The organism is Vibrio sp. SCSIO 43135, from assembly GCF_023716665.1.
In the GTDB taxonomy this organism is placed as follows: Bacteria; Pseudomonadota; Gammaproteobacteria; order Enterobacterales; family Vibrionaceae; genus Vibrio; species Vibrio paucivorans.
In genome coordinates, this window is sequence record NZ_CP071859.1 from 377,928 (window position 1) to 402,323 (window position 24,396).

Here is a 24,396-nt window from a genome sequence, read left to right on the forward strand (position 1 = left end):
ATGCCAACGTTTCAATACCAAGGTCGCAATTTAGATGGCAGCAAAGCAACGGGGCAAGTTGATGCGCCTACGGAGGAGCTTGCTGCAGAAGCTCTAATGAATAAAGGCGTTATACCCACCTCCATTGTGGTGGGAGGAAAAGGCTTTTCGTTCGACCTTGACCTGAAAACTTTGATTACTCCTGCAGTTCCGCTCGAAGTGTTGGTGATATTTTGTCGCCAGTTGTTCAGCTTAACCAAAGCGGGTGTACCTTTACTGCGTTCGATGAAAGGGTTAACGCAAAACTGTGCTAATAAGCAGTTGAAAGAAGCGCTTGAAGAAGTCGTGACCGAGCTGACAAATGGTCGCAGTCTTTCTGGAGCAATGCAGCTCCATCCTAAGGTATTTAGCCCTTTATTTGTCTCTATGATCAACGTGGGTGAAAACACAGGTCGACTCGATGAAGCTTTGATGCAGTTGGCGAGCTATTACGAGCAGGAAGTGGAAACTCGTAAACGAATCAAAACGGCAATGCGTTACCCAACCTTTGTGATCAGCTTTATTGTCATCGCTTTGTTTATATTGAACGTGAAAGTGATTCCACAGTTCTCTAGTATGTTTGCCCGATTTGGGGTTGATTTACCGTTACCAACGCGAATTTTGATTGGTATGTCTGATTTCTTTGTGAATTATTGGACAGTTATGATCGGAGTAATTGTTGGGCTGATGTTTGCTTTTCGTGCTTGGGTGAATACAGCGAAAGGTAGGGAACGTTGGGACCGGTTTAGGCTACGAATGCCGATTGTGGGAGACATAGTCAATCGCGCTCAGCTATCTCGTTTTTCTCGCACTTTTGCATTGATGCTTAAAGCGGGGGTACCGCTAAATCAATCTCTTGCCCTGTCGGCGGAAGCTTTGGACAACAAGTTCTTAGAAGGCCGATTATTGGAAATGAAGGCAGCGATTGAAGCGGGTACAGCAATCTCATCGACGGCAATTAACAGTGAGATTTTTACACCGCTCGTGATTCAAATGATTTCGGTAGGTGAAGAAACCGGTCGGATAGATGAATTGTTGCTCGAAGTCGCTGATTTCTATGAGCGAGAAGTAGACTATGATCTTAAGACACTGACTGCTCGAATAGAGCCTATTTTATTAGTTATTGTTGCGGGCATGGTGTTGATTCTAGCGCTGGGTATTTTCCTACCAATGTGGGGAATGTTAGATGCGATAAAAGGTAGCTAGCATGGGAACATGGCGTGAACAGTGAACGAGCTCGATTTGTAGTTTGGCTGGTTTTAATTCTACTGCTAGTTATTGGCTTTATGAATCAGTTTAGAAAAGTGGAACAAGAAGCCACAGACACAGCATTTATTGTTGCGAGCAAACGTATTCTTGAAAGGGCGAGCAACATTAAACAAGAGTGGATTTTGCAAGGCCACCCAAGTGAACTGCATGTCGCTGGTGAACGATTGGCAATCAGCCAGAATGGCTGGGTGTTGCCTATAGTTAATAAAGGTCAGGTAGATTGTTCATATTGGTTGAGTGTCCTTTACCCTGAAAACCAAGAATTTGAACCGTATTCAACAAAAAACAATGATGTTGGTAGTGTTAAAGATTACACTTGTGAATATATATATGCAGAACAAAAAGTGCTCAGAATACAGCTAATTAATAAAAAGTTCTCGGTAAGTGTCAAATTTATTACTTAGCAGGATATTTGACGGAGAACAGGTAGCGAGTTACCAAATTTTACGTATAATACGCCATACGAAATCGTGAGTAGAACAGCATGAAAATGAAACAAAGTGGCTTTTCTTTAGTTGAGCTAGTAGTAGTGATAGTTGTTGTTGGGTTGTTAGCCGTTGCGGCGCTCCCTCGCTTTTTAGATGTCACGGATGAAGCTAAAAAAGCCAGTATTGAAGGTGTGGCTGGGGGCTTTGCTACTGGGGTATTGTCTGCACGAGCTCAGTGGGAAGCGGAAGCTCGACCACAAGACAGTACTAATACCTACAATACGGTAGACTACGACGGTGTGGATTTTTGGTTAACCAGTTCTGAATTAGACTCAGACTTTCGCGATGGTTACCCAATCGCTTTGAACAATACTGGCTCTGATTATCCCGATGCAGTGACGGATGGCGCGTGTATCGATCTGATGGAGAACCTGTTACAGAACCCGCCTCAGGTAGGCACTGTATCAGAAGCAGAATCGGATTCTAATATCAAATACTCAGCGCAAGCGAATGGGACGGACTCAACCTGTACTTACGTACAGAAAGAAGGGACGACTGACCATGAGTTTGTGTATGAAATTAAAACGGGTCGTGTGACCGTAACATTGCAGTAACCCTGCATGATTTAACCATAGAGAGAAATAGACTATGAAAAAACAAGGCGGTTTCACCCTAATCGAACTAGTGGTGGTAATTGTTATTCTAGGTATTTTGGCTGTAACGGCTGCACCTCGTTTCCTTAACTTCCAAAATGATGCCCGTAAATCATCGCTGCAAGGCTTGAAAGGTGCAATCGATGGTGGTGCTGGAATTACTTATGGTAAAGCTGCTTTAGAAGGTATTGAAACTTCTAGTTCAGCTACAAGTACCACCGAAGGTATTGCAACTATATACGGCTACCCGACAGCGACTAGTGCAGGCATTGGTGAAGCGGTGATTGGGCTGAATAGTGACTGGAATGCTCAAGAAAGTGGCACATCGTATCTTGTTACGTTTAAAGATGATGCAATATCAACGGCTGCAGGAGTGATTGCGACTGGCTGTTACGTTACATACACTGAAGCGTCTAGCTCTACGGATCCGTACAGTGCATCTGTTACCGATAATGGTTGTTAAAAATATTGCTTTATCTAGAAGGCCAGCGTTTGCTGGCCTTTTTATTAACTATTTCTCAATCAGTTAGCTATCCCCTAACTTTAACTTTTCGGTTGGTTTACACTGATACTTAGATGTTAATAAGGACTTTGGGGCATGCAGTCGTCGTCTTTCTATAGAGCTGGTTTTACTTTAGTTGAGTTGATCGTGGTTATTTTATTAGTCGCGATTGTCTCACTCTATGCTTCAAGCAGATATATCGGTGTGTCTAGCGTTTCAGCTTATGCCATTCAAGACCAAGTTATCTCTGTGATCCGTCAAGTTCAAGTTAATCGAATGCAGTCTAATATTGATTCTAGTGAGGATCACTTTGAGTTAGCCCTACAAACAAACTGCTTGGGCTCGGTTGAAGCTTGCTCGGGAACGACTGCTGGGCGAAGTGATGTGGTTGACAGCGATAACATAAGCTTTTCCTCAACACCTCCCACCTCCGTAGTGACCTTTGATTTGCTCGGTAATCCAGAGAATGCTGCTAGTGCAGGAGTCAGCATTTTAATTTCCGGTGGGCAAAGCCAAGCATCCGTTTGTATTAATGATCAAGGTTATGTGTACGCGGGAGCTTGCCAATGAAGACTTATCGCGGCTTTACTCTGGTTGAAAGTATTGTGGCAATGGTGGTTATTGGCTTAGCTATGGTGATGCTCGTGACGATTTTGTATCCGCAAGTTGAACGATCAGCAGCGCCACATTACCAAACTAGAGCCACTGCGCTAGGACAAAGTATGATGAGCCAGATCCTTGCTCGAGGGTTTGACCATAACAGCGACCTTGACGGTGGTACAGTGAGGTGCGGAGAACCTGATGACGGCAGCAATGATTGTACAACTGCGATGGGGACCGATAGTTCAGAGTCTTCCCCTGAAGACTTTAATGACGTGGATGACTACCTAGGCTGTTGGCAAGGGAGTAATAGCTCTGATTGTGAAGGCGTGACTCCCGCATATTCATTAGAAAATATTCTTGGCTCAGATGTGTCTAGCCAATATCAGAATTTCACTGTGTTAGTGGATGTCTTTTATGTTGATGGTGACTTTGAACAAAGTAGTTCTGTGACCTCACTGAAAAAAATTCATCTAACCGTCAAGGCTGGAAAGTGGGGTGATTACGAATATACAGCCTATAGAGGGAATTACTGATGAGACAGCTTGGATTCACTCTTATAGAAATGATTCTAACCATTATCGTAGGCTCGATAATTGTGCTGGGTATTGCTGGTTTTGTAGAGCTAGGTGCGAGTGGTTATGCCGATACGGTTGATAGGCAGCGCTTGCAAACCCAAGCACGCTTTGTGCTTGAGAAAATGTCGAGAGAAGTCCGCCACTCTGTGCCTAATAGTATTGAATCAGACAGTGACTGTTTGTCTTTTTATCCAATAGATTATTCTGGCTTTTACTCGGTCTCTGCAGCCGATAACTTAAGCCTTTCTTTTATTGTCGGTAATGAAACACCCCCTAGTGACTATTCAGGCTACTCCATGGTCATAAATCCAAGTCGACAGAGCGATCTCACCGATCATGGTATAGCGTTATCGGGGGCCAGCAGCACTATTACTTTAAGTGAGCCGCTAGATAGTGAGTCTATTGCTAATAGGCACTATATTTATAGTGAACTTGTTACCTATTGCTTTGATTCATCTGCAAGCCGCATTACCCGTGAAGTTAACAGTAATATCGTTCAAGTTGCAGATAGTGTTGAGTCTGCAGCGTTTAATTACTCGGAACCGACATTACAAAGAGGGGGTATTGTGCATATTGGGCTTACGCTTAGTAATAATGGTGAAAGCAGTAACTTCCAACAAGATGTGCAGGTGCTGAATGTTCCCTAGAAGAAAACGACAAGTAGGTAACTTGTACATTGTTAGCGTATTTGTATTGGTAGTGATGGGGTTCTTAGGCGCCAACCTTGCTCGAATTGAATGGTCGAATAGTGACAGCCTAACCCGTGATGCGCTTGGTACGCAAGCATGGTTCGCTGCGCACTCTGTGAATGAATTAGTACTGACAGATATGTACCCGCTAAATGCATCGGCTGCAGTATTAACGGTGTGCACCTCTATTCAAGGCGGTACGTATACCAAAGCTGGAGAGTTAGTCGCGACCTACCCTAATTGCGGAACGGTCACGGTCGAGTGTCATGGTGTAGACAATAGCAGCTCAGATTCGAATCTTGATGGCTATTATCGTATTAAAAGCGCCGTTGTTTGTGGTACTGGTATTAATCAAGTTCAAAGAACGCAAGAAATGTGGGTAAGGGAGTAGCATGAAAATTGTCAGTCGTATCCTGTTATTGTTCCTATGGGCTATCCCCTTTCTGAGTTATGCGGATTACTCTTCGGAGCAATGTGAAACTTTGCATGCCAACGATGATTTTTCTGTTTGGTTTAAGTTAGACCCTGCAAGTTTAGAAGAAACGGTTTTTGCGACAAAACGAAACGGGCGTGATCCGGTTCCAATATGGACTAATAACGATTCAGTTACAGGCGCGACTATTACCGATGATGAGACTGAAGATGGGCATTTCTACGATGTTTGGCTAACTTATGAAACCATAAGTAATAAATCAGGTCTGCTGACGTATTACTTATCTGAAAGTGGGACGTTTCGTGAAGTAGACAGCCAAATTGCGGACTTATCTGACTTATCTGCAGCCATTGCGGTCGATGGCGATGAAGTAGAAGAACTTAAGTGTGATGATGACCTTGAACAGCCTCCAATTGACCCTGGTTATTCACTTGATGCTCAGTATGAATTTGGCACTAAGCGATGCAGCAGTATGCCTTGTACGATTAACTTCAACAATAGCTATTCATATGCACCGCTCGTCTTCGTTATGCCGACAATAGATCCCTCAGAGCCGGATGATGACAAGCCTGCAACACTGGTGATTACGTCTGATTTATCAAGCAGTTCAACCTCCGTCACTATTGATCAAGATGTCGTTAATATTCGACAAATTCCCAATACCGTGCAGATGACTGAAGTCAGCTACTTAATTATTGAGCCTGGAGTTGCGGACTTTAATGGTCACACTGTTGTTGCCGGTTATGTAGAAACGGACGAGACAAGTGGTAAGTTTGGTGCCAATGGAAATGAAAGGGTGGATTACAGCGACTTTGGTTACAGCGGTTTTTCTAGTAACCCAGTCGTTCTGCATCAAATTCAAACCCGTAATAATGGCAATATATGGACGACGTCGGGAAAAGTTCGTCGAACGAATGAGCGAACGTTTGTCGATTTGTTTATAGAGCTTAGTGCGTCAAACAATAGTAACCGAGACTATGAAGACGAAAAAATTGCTTTTGTCTCGGCGTTAGCGACAAACACTCCGATTGAGGTCGATGATTACCAAGTACAATTTTTAAGAGGCTACGATACCCCTAGCCAAACAGGTTCAGATCCTATGCTTGATGGCTGTGAAGATAAATACGCTTTAACCAGTTTGGACTTAGTCGATGGTGTGATTGCGAACAAGCAAGAGCGTGCTGGAGGACATGGTGGGTGGGTGCGTCGTTGTAATATCGATAACAATAGAGTCAGCTTTGTCATCGATGAGGACTTTCGTGATAGAGGCCATATACCAGAAGAAGTAGGGTATTTCGCGTTTGATAAGAATGAACTAGAAATCGATTTGTGTCAGTACTTTCCTGAACCGGCCCAAAGCTGGAAAAATGGCAGTCTACTCAACATGCAAAATAGTGGGAGTGTGATTTCTGGATGGTCACAGACATTTATCGATAATAACTTAAGCAATGGTGCGTTGACCGTTGGTTTTGACAATGTGTCTTACCATGCTGGTTTGGACGGTGCCTGTGATGTCGGAAGTTGTGATTCTGGTGGTGATAAAGTTGATACACCATTTACTATATCTCCAAGCTTCGACAGTAATGTCACTTTGAGTATTGAAAAGTCTAACTATGAAAGCGTCTGTGATGGTACCTACTGCTCTTACACCGATAATGGTGGTAATGATGTCACTATCGATATTTTGTCCTCATTAAAGAACCTAACCGTTAATGCATACGGGATTAGTTTTACGGTCAGGTTTGAAGATCTCGGCGGAACATATGGGACAGAGGTTCAGAATTACAACGCGGGTGGTGATGTAGAAACCTACTTTACTCAAGGAGGTGTTTATACCTTTGGTGATATGACTTTCTCCGCTGGTGGTTCGATGAGTTTTGAGCAAGGTGTCACTATATTGGTCGAGAATTCATTTCAACAAAACAACTCCATGGAAATGAATGACGTTGAAGGTTTGAAAGATCTGATCATATATGGCCCGACAGCTGATTTCGTATTTAATACTCCAATCGGAGACTTTGCTGCTCAAATTCTTGGCGACAATATCACGTTTAGTAATGCAATTACGCTTCGAGGGGCTATCACCGCTAATAATCTCAATATGTTGACCAGTAATATCAATATTATTGGTGAGGGAGCTTGTTTAACGCCGGCGCCTTCTAATGACTATGAACTAAGTTTAACACCTGAAGTCGATATCGCATTGAGTTGTGAAGCGCAGCGTATTGAATTCCAAGTTCTCGATGAAAATGGTGATCCTGCAGATGACTATTCTGGGAACATTCTGGTTACCTATTCATCTTCCGCCTCTTTGTCTGTTGTGAGAGGGAGTGGTTCTAATGGAGTATATCAACCAAATAGTTCTGGTGAGCTCTGGTTTGACGTTACAAATCAAGGCGTGGGAGATATTGAGATCTCTGGAGAATTGAGCGACTCGAGTAATGACACCTTGGTTAGCGGAGATTACACGTTTGTTGCCAATAAATATCAACTTACTCCAGCGTCGGCCACTGCTATAGCTGGGAAATCATTTACTACGACTGTGCAACCTATGGAATGTAGAACTTCAGATAGTGGTTTAACCGTACCTGTAGTTTCAACAGATTATCTCGGAGACAAGACGCTCTCGGCTTCTGAGACCAATTATACTCAGCCTACTAGTGCTGATGTTATCAATAGTCAAGTTATTGAAATAAAGGACGAAAATGATACTAGCTATACTTCTATTCCTAGTGATTCCTTTGTGCTGAATTTTACTGCCAATGCCGACGGAGAAGCTGAGGCAACAATGGATGTGAGATATTTCGAGGCAGGACAAGTCTTCTACCGCTTATCGGGCACTGAGTGTGTGATAGACGAAGATGGTGACGAGCAGTGTAAAACGTACAGTGGCACGCAGGTGATTAATGCTAGGCCATGGACATTTGCTGTGTGCAGCGATGACAGTGTTGATGGTACAAGTAGCTCTGGCAGTGGCTACTTAGCAACTGGAAGTGCGTTTGGCGTCAAAGTTAAACCTATTATTTGGCAGTCTAATGGCAGTGAGACCGATGATATTGATACTACCAGTCTGTGTACCGTTGCGGTAACAGAGAACTTTTTTGCAGCTTCAGCTCCAACTGCAACGGTTGAAATTACTCACACCCTAGGTACACCTTCTAGTGGAAGGGATGGTAATTTAACTGGCACTGTTTCCAAGACTAATACTGATAATGACCAAGGAAATAACTATTTAGAGTTTGACGACCTTAGTTGGGATGAGGTCGGGAGTGTGTTGGTACAAGCAGACACAGCTTCTACTTACCTAGGGATGAATGTCAATTTGGGGTATCGCTCTGTAGGGCGCTTTTATCCAGCTCAATTTAGTGTAGTCGGGACCACGTGGGATTATGCCGACAGTCAAACATTTGAATATATGGGACAGCCATTTGATGGTTTGGAGTTTACTGTCGAGGCAATGGGACCGAATGGTGAGGCGTTGCAGAATTATGTAGGTTTTGCTGATGCTTATAAAGCTAGGTTTAACATTATTGAAAACAGCACAAATGCGAGTCGTTTCGCCTCCCCAGAGCTAGAGGCCGGAGACTGGGCGCTTGAGAATGAGCGATCGATCGGCACTTTTGATAACGATAAAGTGTCGGATTGCACAGATAGTATTTGCTGGAATAAGCGCACCGATTTTGAACCTGATGGTCCGTTTAATCAAAGTGGCAGTGATGAAACTAATATTATTTTAGATGCATTTGATAGCAATATAGATCCTGTTACTTATTCAACAGACGGTGAAGTACTCACTACACAACCTGATATCCGCTTTGGCCGAATTCGTCTGAGTGATGTGGGCGGTGAACAAGGCTCAGATATTACCGTCCCATTAGCTGTAGAATATTGGGATAGCTCCCAGTTTATTGCCAACTCAGATGACAATAGTACGGAGTTTGATGGGCTTCATTACTGTATGGAAGCGATTTGGCCAGACGATAGTGATAATGCATCTCTCGCGGGGAGTGAGCAAGTATCGAGTGGCGAGTCTCGCGAGCTTTATGCGACTCAAGATACATCGATTAGGGAGCAAGTGAGATTGTGGCTCACGCTTGATAGCGATGGCTTACATTGTACCGGAGGCAGCTCTAATGATTTGCCTTGGCTGAGGTACAATTGGGATACCGAAGACAATGCAGAGGAAGATCCTTCGGTTGTGGTTACATTTGGTGTTCACCGTGGTAACGACAAAGTGATCTACCGAGGGGAAACAGGGCTAACCGGACAGTGATTATGGTAAATTATTTGCCCTAAGTAAGGAAACTGTTAGAAATTGCGGGTTTTAGTCCATGTTTGCGCTTCAATGCCTTGCTGTGATGGCAAGGCATTGGTACATTTAGTGCAATTTTTATCTTCTAATTCTTGCAGGACGAGCGAAGAATATGTTTAAAAAACTTCGTGGCATGTTTTCAAATGACCTATCAATCGATTTAGGTACTGCCAACACACTTATTTACGTAAAAGGACAAGGTATTGTCCTCGACGAACCTTCAGTAGTTGCTATTCGCCAAGACCGTGCACGTGCCGGTAAAAGTGTTGCGGCTGTAGGCCATGCCGCTAAGCAAATGTTAGGTCGTACGCCTGGTAACATTTCTGCTATTCGTCCAATGAAAGACGGTGTTATCGCTGACTTCTACGTGACTGAAAAAATGCTTCAGCACTTCATCAAGCAAGTTCATGACAACAGTGTTCTGAAACCAAGCCCACGTGTTCTTGTTTGTGTTCCTTGTGGCTCTACTCAAGTTGAGCGACGTGCCATTCGTGAATCAGCACTAGGTGCTGGTGCTCGTGAAGTTTACCTCATTGATGAGCCGATGGCGGCAGCAATTGGTGCTGGCCTACGCGTTTCAGAGCCAACGGGTTCGATGGTTGTTGATATCGGTGGTGGTACTACTGAAGTCGCGGTTATCTCTTTGAACGGTGTGGTTTACTCTTCTTCTGTTCGTATCGGTGGCGACCGCTTTGATGAAGCGATCATCAACTATGTTCGTCGTAACTACGGCAGCTTGATCGGTGAAGCAACGGCAGAAAAGATCAAACACGAAATCGGCTCAGCTTACCCAGGTGATGAAGTTCAAGAGATTGAAGTTCGTGGTCGTAACCTAGCGGAAGGTGTGCCACGTAGCTTTAGCTTGAACTCAAATGAAATCCTTGAAGCACTGCAAGAGCCTTTAACGGGTATTGTATCGGCAGTGATGGTTGCGCTTGAGCAATGTCCACCAGAACTTGCTTCTGATATCTCTGAAAATGGCATGGTTCTGACTGGCGGTGGTGCGCTGCTGAAAGATCTTGATCGCCTTCTGACTGAAGAAACCGGTATCCCAGTGGTTGTGGCAGAAGATCCCCTAACGTGTGTTGCTCTTGGTGGCGGTAAAGCGTTAGAAATGATCGATATGCACGGCGGTGATCTGTTCAGCGAAGAATAATCACGCTTTTAGGTCTAGGCTTAATTCTAGCCTAGACTGAACAACCGAAAACTAGGATCTCTATAGAATGAAGCCGATATTTGGCAGAGGACCTTCACTTCAATTTCGCCTGTTTCTAGCGGTTATTTTATCAGCCAGCCTTATGCTGGCTGATAGTCGTTTAGGCGCGTTTTCAAATGTACGCTATTTTTTAAATAGCTTGGTCGCTCCTCTGCAGTATGCAGCTGATATGCCTCGTTTAATGTTCGATGGCTTTTACGAGAATTTTAATACTCGTAAAAACTTGCTGGAAACCAACCGTAACCTAAAGCGTGAAGTGCTGAGGCTGAAGAGCGACATGATCTTGCTCGAGCAGTATCAGGAAGAAAATAAGCGCTTTCGTAAGCTACTAGGCTCATCTTTTGTGCGTGATGAAAAGAAAGCAGTCACGGAAGTGATGGCTGTGGATACCACGCCATACCGCCGTCAAGTCGTGATCGATAAAGGCCGAATTGATGGAGTATATGAAGGGCAACCAGTTATCAATGAAAATGGTATTGTGGGCCAAGTGACCTTTGTCGCTGCACACAATAGTCGCGTGTTACTTCTTACCGATAGTAACAGCGCTATCCCTGTTCAGGTGATACGAAATGATATCCGAGTGATTGCATCCGGTAGCGGTAATATTGAAACCATTCAGTTAGAGCATATTCCTATCAGTACCGATATTCAGGAAGGCGATTTACTTGTGACCTCTGGCCTTGGTGGTGTGTACCCGGAAGGATACCCAGTGGCACATGTGTCCAAAGTAGATCGTGATACTCAACGTGAATTTGCAGACATCAGTGCGGATCCTGTGGTGGACTTTGAACGACTCAGATATCTACTGCTTGTTTGGCCGAATGAGTCTCGAGTAGAAAGGGCAATGCAGCCTTCCTCAGAAGAAAGTATAGAGGAGGTGCCAAGTGACCAATAATGTACTTAGAACCAAGCTGGTTATTGGCTGCTCGTTTTTAATTGCTCTTATCCTACAGACTATCCCATGGCCGGGAATGTTAGATCTGCTTCGCCCGTCATGGCTTCTATTGGTCGTTTGTTACTGGGTACTGGCCGTCCCTCACCGTGTTAACGTGGGAAGTGCGTTGATTCTCGGTCTTCTATGGGATCTGTTACTCGGTTCAACGCTAGGTATTCGCGGCATGATGATGTCGATAGTGGTGTATGTGGTCGCGCTCAATTTCCTTGTCCTGCGAAATATGGCGCTATGGCAGCAAGCCATCGTGATCGGTTTACTGTCGATGGCCTTAGAAGTGTTGATCTTCTTCGGTGAATACCTAATACAAGATGTCGCGTTTAATCCACTTTCTCTGTGGAGCGGATTGATCAACTGTATACTTTGGCCATGGATGTTCCTGCTTATGCGACGGGTTCGCCGTCATTGGCATGTGAAGTAGGGGCCATTGGTTATGACTAAATTAGTACTTGCTTCAGGCTCACCTCGTCGTAAAGAATTGCTTGCGCAATTAGGCTACACCTTTGACGTTGCGAGTAATGACGTTGAAGAACGACGAGAGCCGGCTGAGTCGCCATTCCAATATGTTAAGCGTTTATCGAAAGATAAAGCTCTAGCTGGGGTTGCGGCCCAAGATAATGACAGTGTGGTCATTGGCTCCGACACTATCGTGGTTCAAGACGATCAAGTTTTAGAAAAGCCAAAAGACTTTGCGGATGCAAAGCGAATGCTATTAGGCCTTTCTGGTAAACAGCATCAAGTAATGACCGCTGTTACGGTAGCAAACACACACACATTTCGCTCGGTAGTTGTGACTACCGACGTATGGTTTAAACCCTTGTCAGAAAAAGAGATCGAACAATATTGGCAAACAGGGGAACCATGCGATAAAGCTGGCAGTTATGGGATTCAAGGTTTAGGTGGACGATTTGTCACTAGAATCGAAGGCAGCTACTACGCTGTAGTAGGCTTGCCGTTATTTGAAACTGACCAGCTCTTGCAAGAATTCTTATAAATTATAATTGAGGTGCGCTCATGAGTGCAGAGTTGCTGTTAAACGTTACGCCGAGTGAAACTCGCGTGGCGATGATTGAAGGCGGGGTTCTTCAAGAGATTCATATTGAGCGCGAAGCCAAGCGTGGCATTGTTGGTAATATCTATAAAGGTAAAGTCAGCCGAGTGCTACCGGGGATGCAAGCAGCTTTCGTTGATATTGGCCTAGATAAGGCCGCTTTTCTGCATGCTTCCGATATTGTCCCTCACACTGAATGTGTGGCGGAAAACGAGAAACAGCAATTCCAGGTTCGTGATATTTCTGAATTGGTTAGACAAGGGCAAGACATTGTTGTGCAAGTGGTGAAAGACCCACTTGGAACAAAAGGCGCGCGCTTAACCACTGATATTACTCTTCCATCTCGCTACTTAGTTTTCATGCCTGGTGCTAGTCACGTTGGTGTATCGCAACGTATCGACAGCGAAGCCGAAAGAGATCGCCTCAAAAAAGTCGTAGCAGATTACTGTGACGAACACGGCGGCTTTATAATTCGTACCGCCGCAGAAGGGGCCGATGAAAAAGAGCTGTCTCAAGACGCTGCTTTCCTCAAGCGTTTGTGGTCTAAAGTGCTTGAGCGTCGCAGCAAATACAAAACTCGTGCAACGCTGTATGGTGAGTTAGGTCTATCTCAGCGAATCTTGCGTGATTTTGTGGGCACTGAATTGAACAAGATTTTAGTTGATTCACGTTTGGAGTTCGAAAACCTACGTGAATTTACCTCTGAATACGTTCCTGAGCTAACCGACAAGCTGGAGCTCTACGAAGGTGACAAACCTATCTTTGATATGTACGACACCGAAAATGAAATTCAGCGTTCATTGGAACGCAAAGTAGAGCTCAAGTCCGGTGGTTACTTAATCATTGATCAAACCGAAGCAATGACCACGGTAGATATCAATACTGGAGCATTTGTTGGCCGTCGAAATTTAGAAGAAACCATCTTCAATACCAATGTTGAAGCGACTCAGGCTATTGCTCGACAGCTCAGGTTGCGCAACCTAGGTGGTATCATCATTATTGATTTCATCGATATGATGTCCGAAGAGCATCGTAAACGTGTAATCACCTCTTTGGAGGCTGCACTGGACAAAGATCGCGTGAAAACCAACATCAATGGTTTCACTCAGCTTGGCCTGGTGGAAATGACGCGTAAGCGCACTCGCGAAAGTATTGAACATGTACTGTGTTCTAGCTGTCCAACTTGTGAAGGACGTGGCAGTGTGAAAACGGTGGAAACCGTATGTTTTGAGATCTTACGTGAAATCACGCGCGTGAATAGAGCTTACGACGCAGACAAGTTTGTTGTTTATGCAGCCCCAGCTGTTGCAGAAACGCTTGAAGGTGATGAATCACACGCTCTTGCTGAGCTGGAAGTCTTTATTGGCAAACAAGTTCGCATCCAAGCAGAGCCGCTATACGTCCAAGAGCAATTTGACGTCGTTATGATGTAATGGAAGTTTTGTGAGCCTAAGTTTTACTCGTATTTCACGCTTTATTCTTTGGTGTGTGGTGACATTTTTGGTGATTCTCGCCATTGCTGTCACCGCGCTGCGCGTGACGCTACCACAACTCAATCGCTTTCAAGGTGAGATACAAACGTGGGTCACCCAAGTCAGTAGCATTGATTTTAAAATCGAGAGCGTGACGGGGTTTTGGCGTAACACCCATCCTTCAATTTCACTTCAAGGCATAACTGCTCAGCTACCAGACAACTCTGAAATCCACTTTTCGACGGCAAAGCTGGATATTGAGTTTGATTTGATCCAATCACTCTTTCGCATGCAACCGGTTGTCGCCGACTTAACGATCCATCAGTTGAAGCTGGATGTGAGCTCGGTTGATCTTCTCAACTCTCAAAACGGCGAAGACAGCAGTACTGAGCAAGATAGCGATACGCTTACAAAGATTGATCGCTTATTCTTAAGGCAACTTGATGATTTCTCACTGCTAGACTCAAATATCATCTATAAAGCGTTGGATGGTGATACTCGTCAGTTAGATATCGAAAAACTTCGCTGGCAAAATGATGGTAGTAATCACCAAGCGGAAGGGGTGGTCAGCATCCCTGATACGACACTAAACTCTATCTTGGTTAGTGCAGACTTTACCGATCATGGCTCGTTGAATGATGTATCGGGTGATTTCTATGTATCAGCAGAAAATATTCTGATTACGCCTTGGTTAAGTGAGTACCTACAAACTGAAACGGGAATTGATAAAGGCCAGGTTAGTTTTAGCAGTTGGATAACCCTTTCGCATAACCAGCCGATAGATGCTTATGTTGAACTTCGTCCTTCTGAGCTTACTTGGACGGAAGGCTCACAGCACGAACTTATCATTGAATCAGGGGTTGTTAAGCTCCTTCCTGTTGAAAATGGTTGGGTAGTTAACGCCCATTCACTGAACCTTCGTACCGACGACACACAATGGCCTGAGCTAGATGCTGCGTTTGAATGGCAGCAGGGCGAATGGCGGCTCAATGTGTCCCAACTCGACATTGGCGCTATTACCCCGCTGGTTAAGCTTGCGCCGGACTCAAATAAAACCTCTGAGCTGCTCGATAAATTCCAGTTGGGCGGTTTACTTGAAGATTTAAGAATCTCACAAGGCAAGGCCGCAGATTCACTTCGCTACTCGGCGTCTATCTCGAATGGTGCAATGGCGCAGTGGGAGCTGTTACCAGAAGTGCATCATTTAGGCGCGAAAATTACAGGTAACACCGAACAAGCTAAAGCATCGGTTACTTTGATTGATGATGTATTGCCTTATGGTGATGTGTTCCAAGCACCACTGAACATCCGCCAAGCCCAGGTCGATATTGTGTGGCAAAACAATCAGGATGGCTGGTCGCTTTGGGCTGATAAGGTCACTGGTGCAACACCAGACTTACAAGTCTTAGGTGCATTTCGCTTAGATTTCCCTGAAGGTCGTAGCCCATTTCTATCTTTTTATGCGGAAGCGGATCTTTATAACGCAAGCCAAACGTGGCGTTACTTACCGACATTAGCGATGGGACAAAGCCTTACTGACTACCTTTCTACGGCTATTCAAGCCGGTAAAGTCGATACAGCAAAACTGCTTTGGTACGGCGAGTTAGGTGATTTCCCGTACAGCGATAATAACGGCATGTTCCAAGCTTGGGTTGGGTTAGAAAATGCCAAGTTCAGCTTCGATACTGCTTGGCCACCGATCACTGATTTACAGCTGGATCTGCTGTTTGAAAACGATGCGATGCATTTGGACTCACGTGATGCGACTTTGATGGATGTGAAAGCCAGTCGGATTACAGGGCGAATCCCAGTGTTGGAAGGCGGCGGGCATATTGAAATTGAAGCCAGTGCTGTCGCTCAAGGCAATGCTGTCCGAGATTATATGACAGCCTCACCGCTGGTGGATTCTGTGGGGGCTGCACTTACCGCGATTCAAGTTGGTGGGGAAGTGAGCTCTAGCTTTCAGCTGTATATCCCGTTTGATGGAGAACGAGAATCTAGAGCTTGGGGCTATGCTGACTTGCAAGATAATCATGTTGAGATTGATGCGCCGCCAATGACTTTAGAATCGGTGAGTGGCCGCGTTGAATTTGATAATGATGTCGTTAATGCCGCGGGGTTGTCTGCGAACCTATTAAGCCAACCTATCTCGATTGATTTTTCTAGTGAAAATGCTGGTTCTGGTTATGCGGTCGATATTGACGTGCTGGGTGATTGGGACATAAAACCACTTACACCCTATGTGGGTGAGCATCGACTAGGGTTATTGTCAGGACATGCGCCATGGCAAATGGACGTCAATATTCAGCTGAATGACGTGGGTTTTACTTATCAGATCGATTCGGTTGCCGATTTGAAAATGCTGAAAAGTGACTACCCTTATCCATTGACAAAATCAGTCAATGAAACAGGGCAGGCGCGATTACAAGCATCGGGTAACCAAGAGTCAATCACTGCTCGCCTGCAGCTACCCAATGCGAAATACCAAGCGGAAATTGATATTCGCCCGGAGACACCGGTTCTAACCGCATCTAACTTGGTGGTGGGCAAAGGTAACTTCCGAATTAGCCCTGTTGTTGGCCACCATGCTCAAGTGCGAACGGATAAGTTTAACCTTGATGATTGGCTGAGTATTTCGAACAGTAAATCTGAGCCTAAGCAAAAAGCCAAACTCGATGAACTGAATACCCCTACTATCCCGCTTCCGCAGCGAGTGAAGATGAATGTGGGAGAATTGACGCTCGCCAATATAGAGTGGCACGACGTGGACTTCTCTGCGCGAAAGAAAAACTTAGGCTGGTACTTTGAATTGCAAAGCCAGGAGGCATCGGGCGAAGCGAATTACATCGAACCGTATGACCTATCTGTGTCGCTCGATAACTTACACATCTATCTGCCTGCACTAGACCGTGAGCTAAAAGATAAATCTCTACTGAGTGCGCATACGCAAAAACCTGGAGCAATTTCGTCTTTTGACCGCGAGTTCCATGATGCTATGCCAAACTTAACCCTAGCTATCGATGATTTCTGGCTGCAGGGGTACAAAGTAGGCAAGGTCAATGTCGATTTGCAGCGCCAAGGCGATAAGCTCGAGTGGAAAAAATTCTCGGTACGAAGCGGCAGTAACGCCATTGATATTACAGGCGCTTGGGAATTAACTGATGAGCGTAGCCATACCAATTTTGATGTGACATTGAGTGGTGAAAACAACAGTGATTTGATGGAGCGCTTTGGTATCAGCTCAGGTATTCAAAAAGCCCCGTTTGATCTTGATGCGCAGCTTGAATGGGAGGGCGCCCCTTGGTCTATGAGTGTGTCGAGTTTATCCGGTACAGTGAAATCGAAGCTCGGCAAAGGCATTGTTTCTGATGTCAGCGGCGCGGCGCGCTTGTTAGGATTATTTAGTCTAGATTCTATTATCCGGAAAATGCAGCTCGACTTCTCTGATGTATTTGATGGTGGTATGGCGTTTAACTCGATTACAGGCAGTGGCGAAATTCGTAACGGTATATTCGTGACCAATGACATTACCATGGACGCCGTTGCTGGTGAGATGAACATTAAGGGTCTTGCTGATCTGAATACGAAAACCGTAGACGCATCGGTGAACTTTATTCCTGATGTCACATCCGGTATACCAATGCTGACGGCATTTGCGGTCGCACCGCAAACCGCGTTGTATGTTCTAGCGATTACTACCGTGATATCGCCAGTGGTTGAAGTCTTTACTCAGGTTAACTATGAAGTAAAAGGACCACTTGATAATCCTGTGGTGAGCGAACTTTCTCGTAGCAAAGGTGAGTTTAAACTTCCGGAAGAGTTACGTAAGGACGCACAAGAAAAGTAACGAAGGTAGAGTGGGTAATAACATGGAAAGTGTTGGTCTGATCCAAATGACCTCTGGCCCAGAGCCACTGCAAAACATAGCGTATATTGAACAAGAAGTGACACGATTGGCCGAGCAAGGAGCAAAGCTAATCGTGACACCAGAAAATGCACTGGTGTTTGGTAATAAACAAGATTACCACTTGTGCGCCGAACCTCTTGGTAGTGGAGAGCTGCAAGACCGGCTGAGCCAATTAGCTGCAAATAACAAAATATGGTTATTGGTTGGCAGTATGCCAATTGCCACACTAAACGGTGTGACAACAACGAGTCTGTTGTTTAATCCGGATGGCCGCCTTACTGCACATTACGATAAACTGCATATGTTTGATGTCGATGTCGAAGATGGCCATAAACGCTACCGAGAATCCGAAACTTTTTCTGCCGGTAATCAAGTGGTTACCGCTGAGACATCGCTAGGTATCTTAGGTTTATCCATTTGCTACGATGTACGTTTCCCACACCTTTACTCTGAATTGGTTCAGAAAGGGGCGCAGATCTTAATTGTGCCGGCGGCGTTTACTGCCGTTACGGGCAAAGCGCATTGGGAAACATTGCTGCGTGCTCGAGCAATTGAAACGCAAGCGTGGGTAATCGCTGTCAATCAAACCGGTGTTCACCCGTGTGGCAGAGAAACGTGGGGTCATTCAATGGTGATCTCTCCGTGGGGGGAGGTCATTTTAAGCTTAGCGGGAGAAACTGCGAGCGCCATTACTGAAATCGATTTAGCAATCGTCGAAGATATTCGTAAAAACATGCCAGTGGGTCAACACACTCGCTTTGAAAATACATTTAAAACTAAGAGCAGAATATGACAATTAATCGCATTGAAGATGCACTGCTAAGTCCAGCAGGTCTGACAGAGCAAGACATCGCAGATACTCTTGCCAGTATAGCTACCCGTCAGATTGATTATGCGGACATTTACTTTCAATCGAGCTGGCATGAGTCTTTGGTGCTGGAAGACAGCATCATTAAAGATGGTTCATTCAATATCGATCGTGGTGTCGGTGTTCGTGCTGTCACAGGAGAGAAGACAGGCTTTGCCTACTCAGATCAAATCCAATTGGAAGGCCTGAAACAGAGTGCAATCGCAGCTCGTGGTATTGCCCAACAGGGTCAAAATGGCAAAGTTCAAGCGTTTAAGCGCAACGAAAACCAGACTTACTATGATGCGGTTAACCCTCTAGATAGCTGGCAGAAGCAGCAAAAGACTGAACTGTTAAAAGAGCTGGATGCGTATATCCGAACCAAAGAGCCTTTGATTCAAGAAGTATCGGTGAGCCTGAGCGGTGTTCATGAACAAATGTTAGTGGCGGCGACCGACGGGACTTACGCAGGCGATATTAGGCCATTGGTTCGTCTTTCTATTAGCGTGTTAGCTCAGAAGGGCGATCGCCGTGAGCGTGGTAGCGCTGGTGGTGGTGGTCGATTTGGCTACGATTTCTTCTTAGGTAGCCAAGAAGGGACCCAGATTGCGTACCAGTTTGCCGATGAAGCGATTCGCCAAGCGCTAGTTAACTTGGAAGCGGTTGCTGCGCCAGCCGGAACAATGCCAGTCGTTCTAGGCTCTGGTTGGCCAGGTGTTCTACTGCATGAAGCAGTAGGTCATGGCTTAGAAGGCGATTTTAACCGTAAAGAGTCGTCGGTTTTCTCCGGTAAAGTGGGAGAAAAAGTGACTTCTGATCTTTGTACTATCGTTGATGATGGTACGCTAAAAGATTTGCGTGGTTCGCTTAACGTCGATGACGAGGGCGTGAATGGTCAATACAATACCTTGATTGAAAACGGGGTACTGAAAGGCTATATGCAAGACAAGCTCAATGCGCGTTTGATGGGAGTCAACCCGACTGGTAATGGCCGCCGTGAATCCTATGCACACCTGCCAATGCCACGTATGACCAACACTTATATGTTGCCTGGTCAGCATGCGCCTGAAGAAATCATCTCGACGGTGAAAAAAGGCCTTTATGCTCCAAACTTTGGTGGCGGCCAAGTGGATATTACTTCTGGTAAGTTTGTATTCTCTGCTTCGGAAGCATATCTAATCGAAGATGGTAAGATCACTCGCCCTGTTAAAGGTGCAACGCTAATTGGTTCTGGTATTGAAGCGATGCAGCAAGTGTCTATGGTGGGTAACGACCTGAGCATTGACCGCGGCGTCGGTGTGTGTGGAAAAGCAGGCCAAAGTGTCCCTGTTGGGGTTGGTCAGCCGACCTTGAAGTTGGATGCGCTCACTGTCGGTGGTACTGAGTAACGCCTATCTTTCAACGTACAGTAGATAGAAAAAAGCTGCGAGACGACCTTTCGCAGCTTTTTTATTAGGAGTTATTCTAGGTTACGTTAATTCACTAGATAGCATCACGTTCAATTGGGCAACTCATACAGCGTGCACCACCACGGCCACGGCCGAGTTCGTTACCTGGAATAGTCAGAACTTCAATCCCTGCCTTGTCGTATTTCTCATTGGTGTACACATTACGTTCATAGCCAATCACAACCCCTGGTTTCACAGTCAGTACGTTATTGGCGTCGTTCCATTGCTCACGCTCAGCTTCGTAGCTATCGCCACCGGTGGTAATGATCTTCAAATAATCTAAGCCAAGCGCTTCTTCAATTGCATGAATGTAGCTAGGTACTTTCTCCACCTTCATTTCGCCGTCGTCTTTTGGTGTTAGGCGCCAAGTATCAAGATCTTTACGCATGATCTCTGGGTAGACAGAGAAAGTGTCAATGTCCATATGAGTCATTACTGTATCAAGATGCATACAAGAACGGTGCTTCGGAAGATCTACCGCGATCACCTGCTTGGCCTGACCGTGTTTAAACAGGTTTGCGGCTAGGTTCTCTACACCTTGTGGCGTTGTGCGCTCAGAAATGCCGATCAAAACTGCATCTTTACCAATAACCAGTACATCACCGCCTTCAATGTTAGCGTTGTCGTAGTGAAGGTCTTCGTCACCGAAGTATTTAATGAAGTCTTGCCCTGCAAAAACCGGGTGCCAGCGATAAATGGCTCGCAGGTGGTTGGTTTCACGTTGACGCGCAGGCTTCATCATTGGGTTAAGTGATACACCACCATATACCCAACATGAGGTATCACGAGTGAAGAGGTGGTTTGGTAGCGGCTCAATGACAAAATCGAGTGGTCTATGCATTTTAGGCAGCATAGAAGAAGATTTCAGTTTCAATTCTGAATAGGCTAATCCACCCAGCAACACTGTCGCAAGGTGCTCGTTATCCATTTGCGATAAGTAATTACGTAGATCTCTCGCAAAGGTTGGCCCGTAGCGGAAATCGGAGATCTGTGTATTGAGTAGCCACTCACGAGCTTCTGTCACAGCCAATGTTTCCACCAATAGATCGTGCAGTAACAGCACTTCTACGCCTTGCTTGGTTAGCGTATCGGCAAATGCATCGTGTTCTTCACCTGCTGCTTCTACTGCCAATACGTCATCAAACAGAAGTTCGTGACAGTTTGATGGTGTTAAGTGGGTGAGGGCGCGTTCTGGTCGGTTTAACAGTACTCGTCTTAGCTGACCTACTTCAGATCCAACGTACAACTTACTCATTTTGTATCCTTACTTTTGTTCCTGAGCGTATTTATGACAAGCTTGTTATAAAGATGCAAGCCCCTTGTTTAGATTGAGATGCTAACAATCAGTAAACTTTTGGTGGAAAATTAGTCAAAATTATATTTTTTAGATTTTTAGTCTAATTTTAGGTGGGTTCTTCCTAGTGGTGTTTTCTGCGTTTCTATTCGTTTATCTCTAGCGGTTGGGAACATATCAATGGAGATAATTGCGCATAGTCATTCACATAAGCGCAAGATGTCCGAAAATGTTAACTGTTTATGCAATACCACTCTTGTATAAGCTATGCAGAGCAAATTCATATTCACTCACTTTTACTTGGTTACTATTGCGAGCAGGATAAATACAAAACTCTAAATAGTGGTCAGAGTATCGAATTGTTAAATTTCTGTTTCTGAGAGGTCGATCTGAGGGATTTCAGATTGATCCACTTGTTCCTAAGTAAAAAGATGACGACTTGTTGCGGTTGTTGGTGGCATTTCAACGCGATCCGTGCCATATTTCGCCTCAATTGAATTTGATCCTATGACCACTATCTGGAGCAGCACTTATGTCTCATGAAGATGAATATCTATCAGTCGAAGAATTAATTGAGATTCAAAAGGAAGAGACTCGCGACATCGTTCAAGCACTATTAGAAGATGGCAGTGATCCAGATGCGATGTACGAGATCGAACACCACCTGTTTGCAGAAGACTTTGATACGCTAGAAAAAGCGGTAGTCGAAGCGTTTAAGATGGGTTTTGAAGTACTAGAAGCGGAAGAAACGGAAGACGAAGATGGCAACAAGCTACTTTGCTGTGATGCGACTATGCAGTCAGTACTAAATGCAGAAACCATTGATGCTCAAGTTGAAAAACTTATCCACCTTGCTGAGAAGTACGACATCATCTATGACGGTTGGGGTACTTACTACGAACACCCCTACGATTCTGAAGGTGATGACGACCCCTACGATTCTGATGAAGAGTGAAAGTGAGAAATATTGAGAACCTCGCCACATGGTGAGGTTTTTTTTTACTCTAATTTCTCTTTTGAAATCCATACGACTTTTTAGGGTGAGAATGTGTGGTAGTTTTAATGTTAATTAGATAATGAGTTGGTGATATTCAAATGACCGAAATTATTTACGACATCAAGACAAAAACATTAAAGCCTTTCACTTATAGAAAGCCTTTGGTGTTCGCTGATGGCAATGGTGAGCTTCAATATGAATACTCTCGTAACCAAGAAAGTCACGTTCATATTAAGAAGGTTATCTTCTTGAACTTGGTTGGTTACGAGAAGCAGAAACGAGTTGATGAGAAGGGTAAGCCGATGAAAGATAAGTATGGCAACACTATTTTCACCAAGGGAAAACTGGTTTCATATGAGCCTCTGGATTGCGTTAATGAATTCATTCTTGCAAAGCATGTTGAGAGAGAGGCAGAAGAGTCTCAACAAACCTCTAAGGCACTAACTCACTATTTCAGGTTTATCTTGGATGCTCAAGCGAAGTGGGATAGTAAATATGACAATGAAGATTACGATCCTTTAATCGACCCTCCTCGTCCTGCTTGGGATAAGTTTGCTCGCAGGAAAAACCTACGCGCCACATTCATGTACAGAGATGCAGTCAAAAGGGCAACGCTAAATGGTACAGGGTTAGCTAAAACTACCGCAGTATCATATGTACGTTCAGTGGTAGAGTTTTATAAACATCACCTCAGACATGGGATGAAGTTTAACAACCCTCCGTTTGAGTTCGAAACACTTCTAATCAACATCGAAAACAGTGGTGCGCACATGCGTGCATATAGATGCAAAGAGATTCAATCTACTGATTTAAAACTAATTTTTGCAAAATCAAAGCAAAACGATGGTGGTAAACTGCCTAATGCAAGGCGTGACCTAAAGCCACTGACAAACAGTGAATGGAAAGAGGTTAAGAATATTCTGGTTCACACTAAGCGAGTCATTAAGAATGTCAATCGCGAAGAAAAGTTTGTTAGCCTACCTGAAGAGTATTGCTTGTTGATTCTCCTCTACCGCTACACAGGGCTTCGCAAGGAGGAAGGTGCAAGCTTGCATCTTGGGCAAGTTGTTCGTCCTGATATGAAAAGCACTATATTAAGGCTTGGTGTGGGCGACCAATATGGGTCACTCACAAAAGCCCCGAGTAGTGGTTACAACAATAAATCTCGACGCACCATCATTCCTAGTTCATTGATGCTCGAACTATACAACTACAGCAAATCCCCAAGGTACAAAAAACGCTTAGCGAAATTTAAAGAAAGGTGTAGGGCTGAGAGAGAGGCAGGTCACGATGCCTACTTTGATGGGGTTGATGGTGTTGATGAAAACAAACAATACCTTTTCATTAGTAACTCTGGCGTGCCGTTCTTTAAGAAACTGGAAGAAATTAATACCCGATGGAATGAAGTCAGAAAGACAGCCGCCGTTAATTTGCCGAATGAAATTGATGCTGTGGTTCACAACTTACGCTCTACCTTTGCGGTCTCGGCCTTTCGGACATTGATAAAGAAAATAGATGCGGACGAGGCTCTAAAAATAGTATCAGCATTTCTTGGTCATGAAGATTTATCCACCACACTGCTTTATCTGCAAATTGCTCAAGATAAGCCTACAGGGGACGAAATTTGGGAAGATGTGTTGGATTACGTTGGTATCTTCGATGAAGAAAGCGACTTGGATGATCTACCTGAGTTCGAAGAAGCGGCTAAAAAGCTTAGGGGGTAAAGGAAA

20 protein-coding genes are annotated in these 24,396 nt (G+C 44.7%); 19 read left to right on the plus strand and 1 reads right to left on the minus strand.

Annotated elements, in window-relative coordinates; all coding sequences use genetic code 11:
- The 17 genes from J4N42_RS01850 to tldD all read left to right on the plus strand — a co-directional run bounded on the left by J4N42_RS01850 (position 1) and on the right by tldD (position 20,315).
- The gene (locus J4N42_RS01850; protein WP_252029299.1) at positions 1-1,224 is read left to right on the plus strand and encodes a type II secretion system F family protein; all 1,224 of its coding nucleotides are present in this window, start codon (positions 1-3) and stop codon (positions 1,222-1,224) included.
- Positions 1,225-1,238: 14 nt separating this feature from the next.
- Positions 1,239-1,691 carry an MSHA biogenesis protein MshF gene (locus J4N42_RS01855; protein WP_252029301.1) on the plus strand — a complete coding sequence of 151 codons (453 nt, stop codon included), beginning with the start codon at positions 1,239-1,241 and terminating at the stop codon, positions 1,689-1,691.
- Positions 1,692-1,771: 80 nt separating this feature from the next.
- Positions 1,772-2,329, plus strand: a complete 558-nt coding sequence (locus J4N42_RS01860; protein ID WP_252029302.1) for a prepilin-type N-terminal cleavage/methylation domain-containing protein — start codon at positions 1,772-1,774, stop codon at positions 2,327-2,329.
- Between the two features lie 34 nt (positions 2,330-2,363).
- Entirely contained in the window at positions 2,364-2,831 is a 468-nt protein-coding gene (locus tag J4N42_RS01865) for a type II secretion system protein (RefSeq protein WP_252029305.1), read from the plus strand.
- Positions 2,832-2,966: 135 nt separating this feature from the next.
- The gene (locus tag J4N42_RS01870) at positions 2,967-3,440 is read left to right on the plus strand and encodes a type II secretion system protein (RefSeq protein ID WP_252029307.1); all 474 of its coding nucleotides are present in this window, start codon (positions 2,967-2,969) and stop codon (positions 3,438-3,440) included.
- The gene (locus tag J4N42_RS01875) at positions 3,437-4,006 is read left to right on the plus strand and encodes a type II secretion system protein (RefSeq protein ID WP_252029309.1); all 570 of its coding nucleotides are present in this window, start codon (positions 3,437-3,439) and stop codon (positions 4,004-4,006) included. Before J4N42_RS01870 ends, J4N42_RS01875 begins: the two co-directional genes overlap by 4 nt.
- The gene (locus tag J4N42_RS01880) at positions 4,006-4,695 is read left to right on the plus strand and encodes a PilW family protein (protein ID WP_252029311.1); all 690 of its coding nucleotides are present in this window, start codon (positions 4,006-4,008) and stop codon (positions 4,693-4,695) included. Before J4N42_RS01875 ends, J4N42_RS01880 begins: the two co-directional genes overlap by 1 nt.
- On the plus strand, positions 4,685-5,128 hold the full coding sequence (locus J4N42_RS01885) for an MSHA biogenesis protein MshP (protein ID WP_252029313.1): 444 nt from the start codon (positions 4,685-4,687) through the stop codon (positions 5,126-5,128). The genes J4N42_RS01880 and J4N42_RS01885 overlap by 11 nt, the downstream gene beginning before the upstream one ends.
- A gap of 1 nt (position 5,129) precedes the next feature.
- Positions 5,130-9,443, plus strand: a complete 4,314-nt coding sequence (locus J4N42_RS01890) for a DUF6701 domain-containing protein (RefSeq protein ID WP_252029315.1) — start codon at positions 5,130-5,132, stop codon at positions 9,441-9,443.
- A gap of 151 nt (positions 9,444-9,594) precedes the next feature.
- Entirely contained in the window at positions 9,595-10,638 is a 1,044-nt protein-coding gene (locus J4N42_RS01895; protein WP_047047440.1) for a rod shape-determining protein, read from the plus strand.
- 67 nt (positions 10,639-10,705) lie between these two features.
- Positions 10,706-11,593: a rod shape-determining protein MreC gene (gene mreC, locus J4N42_RS01900; protein ID WP_252029316.1), complete on the plus strand. Its 888-nt coding sequence runs from the start codon at positions 10,706-10,708 to the stop codon at positions 11,591-11,593.
- Complete coding sequence (mreD, locus tag J4N42_RS01905; RefSeq protein WP_252029318.1) at positions 11,583-12,071, plus strand: rod shape-determining protein MreD; 489 nt, start codon at positions 11,583-11,585, stop codon at positions 12,069-12,071. The genes mreC and mreD overlap by 11 nt, the downstream gene beginning before the upstream one ends.
- A gap of 12 nt (positions 12,072-12,083) precedes the next feature.
- Positions 12,084-12,644: a Maf family protein gene (locus J4N42_RS01910; protein WP_252029320.1), complete on the plus strand. Its 561-nt coding sequence runs from the start codon at positions 12,084-12,086 to the stop codon at positions 12,642-12,644.
- A gap of 20 nt (positions 12,645-12,664) precedes the next feature.
- A complete protein-coding gene (rng, locus tag J4N42_RS01915) occupies positions 12,665-14,134 on the plus strand; it encodes a ribonuclease G (protein WP_252029322.1) in 1,470 nt (489 codons plus the stop codon).
- 10 nt (positions 14,135-14,144) lie between these two features.
- Positions 14,145-18,020 carry a YhdP family protein gene (locus tag J4N42_RS01920; protein WP_252029324.1) on the plus strand — a complete coding sequence of 1,292 codons (3,876 nt, stop codon included), beginning with the start codon at positions 14,145-14,147 and terminating at the stop codon, positions 18,018-18,020.
- A 22-nt stretch (positions 18,021-18,042) separates the two neighbouring features.
- On the plus strand, positions 18,043-18,873 hold the full coding sequence (locus J4N42_RS01925) for a carbon-nitrogen hydrolase family protein (RefSeq protein WP_252029325.1): 831 nt from the start codon (positions 18,043-18,045) through the stop codon (positions 18,871-18,873).
- Positions 18,870-20,315 carry a metalloprotease TldD gene (gene tldD / locus J4N42_RS01930; protein ID WP_252029327.1) on the plus strand — a complete coding sequence of 482 codons (1,446 nt, stop codon included), beginning with the start codon at positions 18,870-18,872 and terminating at the stop codon, positions 20,313-20,315. Before J4N42_RS01925 ends, tldD begins: the two co-directional genes overlap by 4 nt.
- 94 nt (positions 20,316-20,409) lie before the next feature.
- Here the strand turns inward: tldD and arcA are convergent, their stop codons facing one another.
- Positions 20,410-21,630, minus strand: a complete 1,221-nt coding sequence (gene arcA / locus J4N42_RS01935) for an arginine deiminase (protein ID WP_252029329.1) — start codon at positions 21,628-21,630, stop codon at positions 20,410-20,412.
- A gap of 571 nt (positions 21,631-22,201) precedes the next feature.
- On the opposite strand from arcA, the gene rraB reads away from it, so the two are divergent.
- Together rraB and J4N42_RS01945 are read left to right on the plus strand one after the other, a co-directional pair.
- The gene (gene rraB, locus J4N42_RS01940) at positions 22,202-22,624 is read left to right on the plus strand and encodes a ribonuclease E inhibitor RraB (RefSeq protein ID WP_252029331.1); all 423 of its coding nucleotides are present in this window, start codon (positions 22,202-22,204) and stop codon (positions 22,622-22,624) included.
- Between the two features lie 140 nt (positions 22,625-22,764).
- Complete coding sequence (locus tag J4N42_RS01945; RefSeq protein WP_252029333.1) at positions 22,765-24,390, plus strand: site-specific integrase; 1,626 nt, start codon at positions 22,765-22,767, stop codon at positions 24,388-24,390.
- Positions 24,391-24,396: the final 6 nt, after the last annotated feature.

Coding starts and splice junctions, on each gene's coding strand:
- J4N42_RS01850 (WP_252029299.1), top strand. CDS start 1: ATGCCAACGTTTCAATACCAAGGTCGCAATTTAGATGGCAGCAAAGCA.
- J4N42_RS01860 (WP_252029302.1), top strand. CDS start 1,772: ATGAAAATGAAACAAAGTGGCTTTTCTTTAGTTGAGCTAGTAGTAGTG.
- J4N42_RS01865 (WP_252029305.1), top strand. CDS start 2,364: ATGAAAAAACAAGGCGGTTTCACCCTAATCGAACTAGTGGTGGTAATT.
- J4N42_RS01870 (WP_252029307.1), top strand. CDS start 2,967: ATGCAGTCGTCGTCTTTCTATAGAGCTGGTTTTACTTTAGTTGAGTTG.
- J4N42_RS01875 (WP_252029309.1), top strand. CDS start 3,437: ATGAAGACTTATCGCGGCTTTACTCTGGTTGAAAGTATTGTGGCAATG.
- J4N42_RS01880 (WP_252029311.1), top strand. CDS start 4,006: ATGAGACAGCTTGGATTCACTCTTATAGAAATGATTCTAACCATTATC.
- J4N42_RS01885 (WP_252029313.1), top strand. CDS start 4,685: ATGTTCCCTAGAAGAAAACGACAAGTAGGTAACTTGTACATTGTTAGC.
- J4N42_RS01890 (WP_252029315.1), top strand. CDS start 5,130: ATGAAAATTGTCAGTCGTATCCTGTTATTGTTCCTATGGGCTATCCCC.
- J4N42_RS01895 (WP_047047440.1), top strand. CDS start 9,595: ATGTTTAAAAAACTTCGTGGCATGTTTTCAAATGACCTATCAATCGAT.
- mreC (WP_252029316.1), top strand. CDS start 10,706: ATGAAGCCGATATTTGGCAGAGGACCTTCACTTCAATTTCGCCTGTTT.
- J4N42_RS01910 (WP_252029320.1), top strand. CDS start 12,084: ATGACTAAATTAGTACTTGCTTCAGGCTCACCTCGTCGTAAAGAATTG.
- rng (WP_252029322.1), top strand. CDS start 12,665: ATGAGTGCAGAGTTGCTGTTAAACGTTACGCCGAGTGAAACTCGCGTG.
- J4N42_RS01925 (WP_252029325.1), top strand. CDS start 18,043: ATGGAAAGTGTTGGTCTGATCCAAATGACCTCTGGCCCAGAGCCACTG.
- tldD (WP_252029327.1), top strand. CDS start 18,870: ATGACAATTAATCGCATTGAAGATGCACTGCTAAGTCCAGCAGGTCTG.
- arcA (WP_252029329.1), bottom strand. CDS start 21,630: ATGAGTAAGTTGTACGTTGGATCTGAAGTAGGTCAGCTAAGACGAGTA.
- rraB (WP_252029331.1), top strand. CDS start 22,202: ATGTCTCATGAAGATGAATATCTATCAGTCGAAGAATTAATTGAGATT.
- J4N42_RS01945 (WP_252029333.1), top strand. CDS start 22,765: ATGACCGAAATTATTTACGACATCAAGACAAAAACATTAAAGCCTTTC.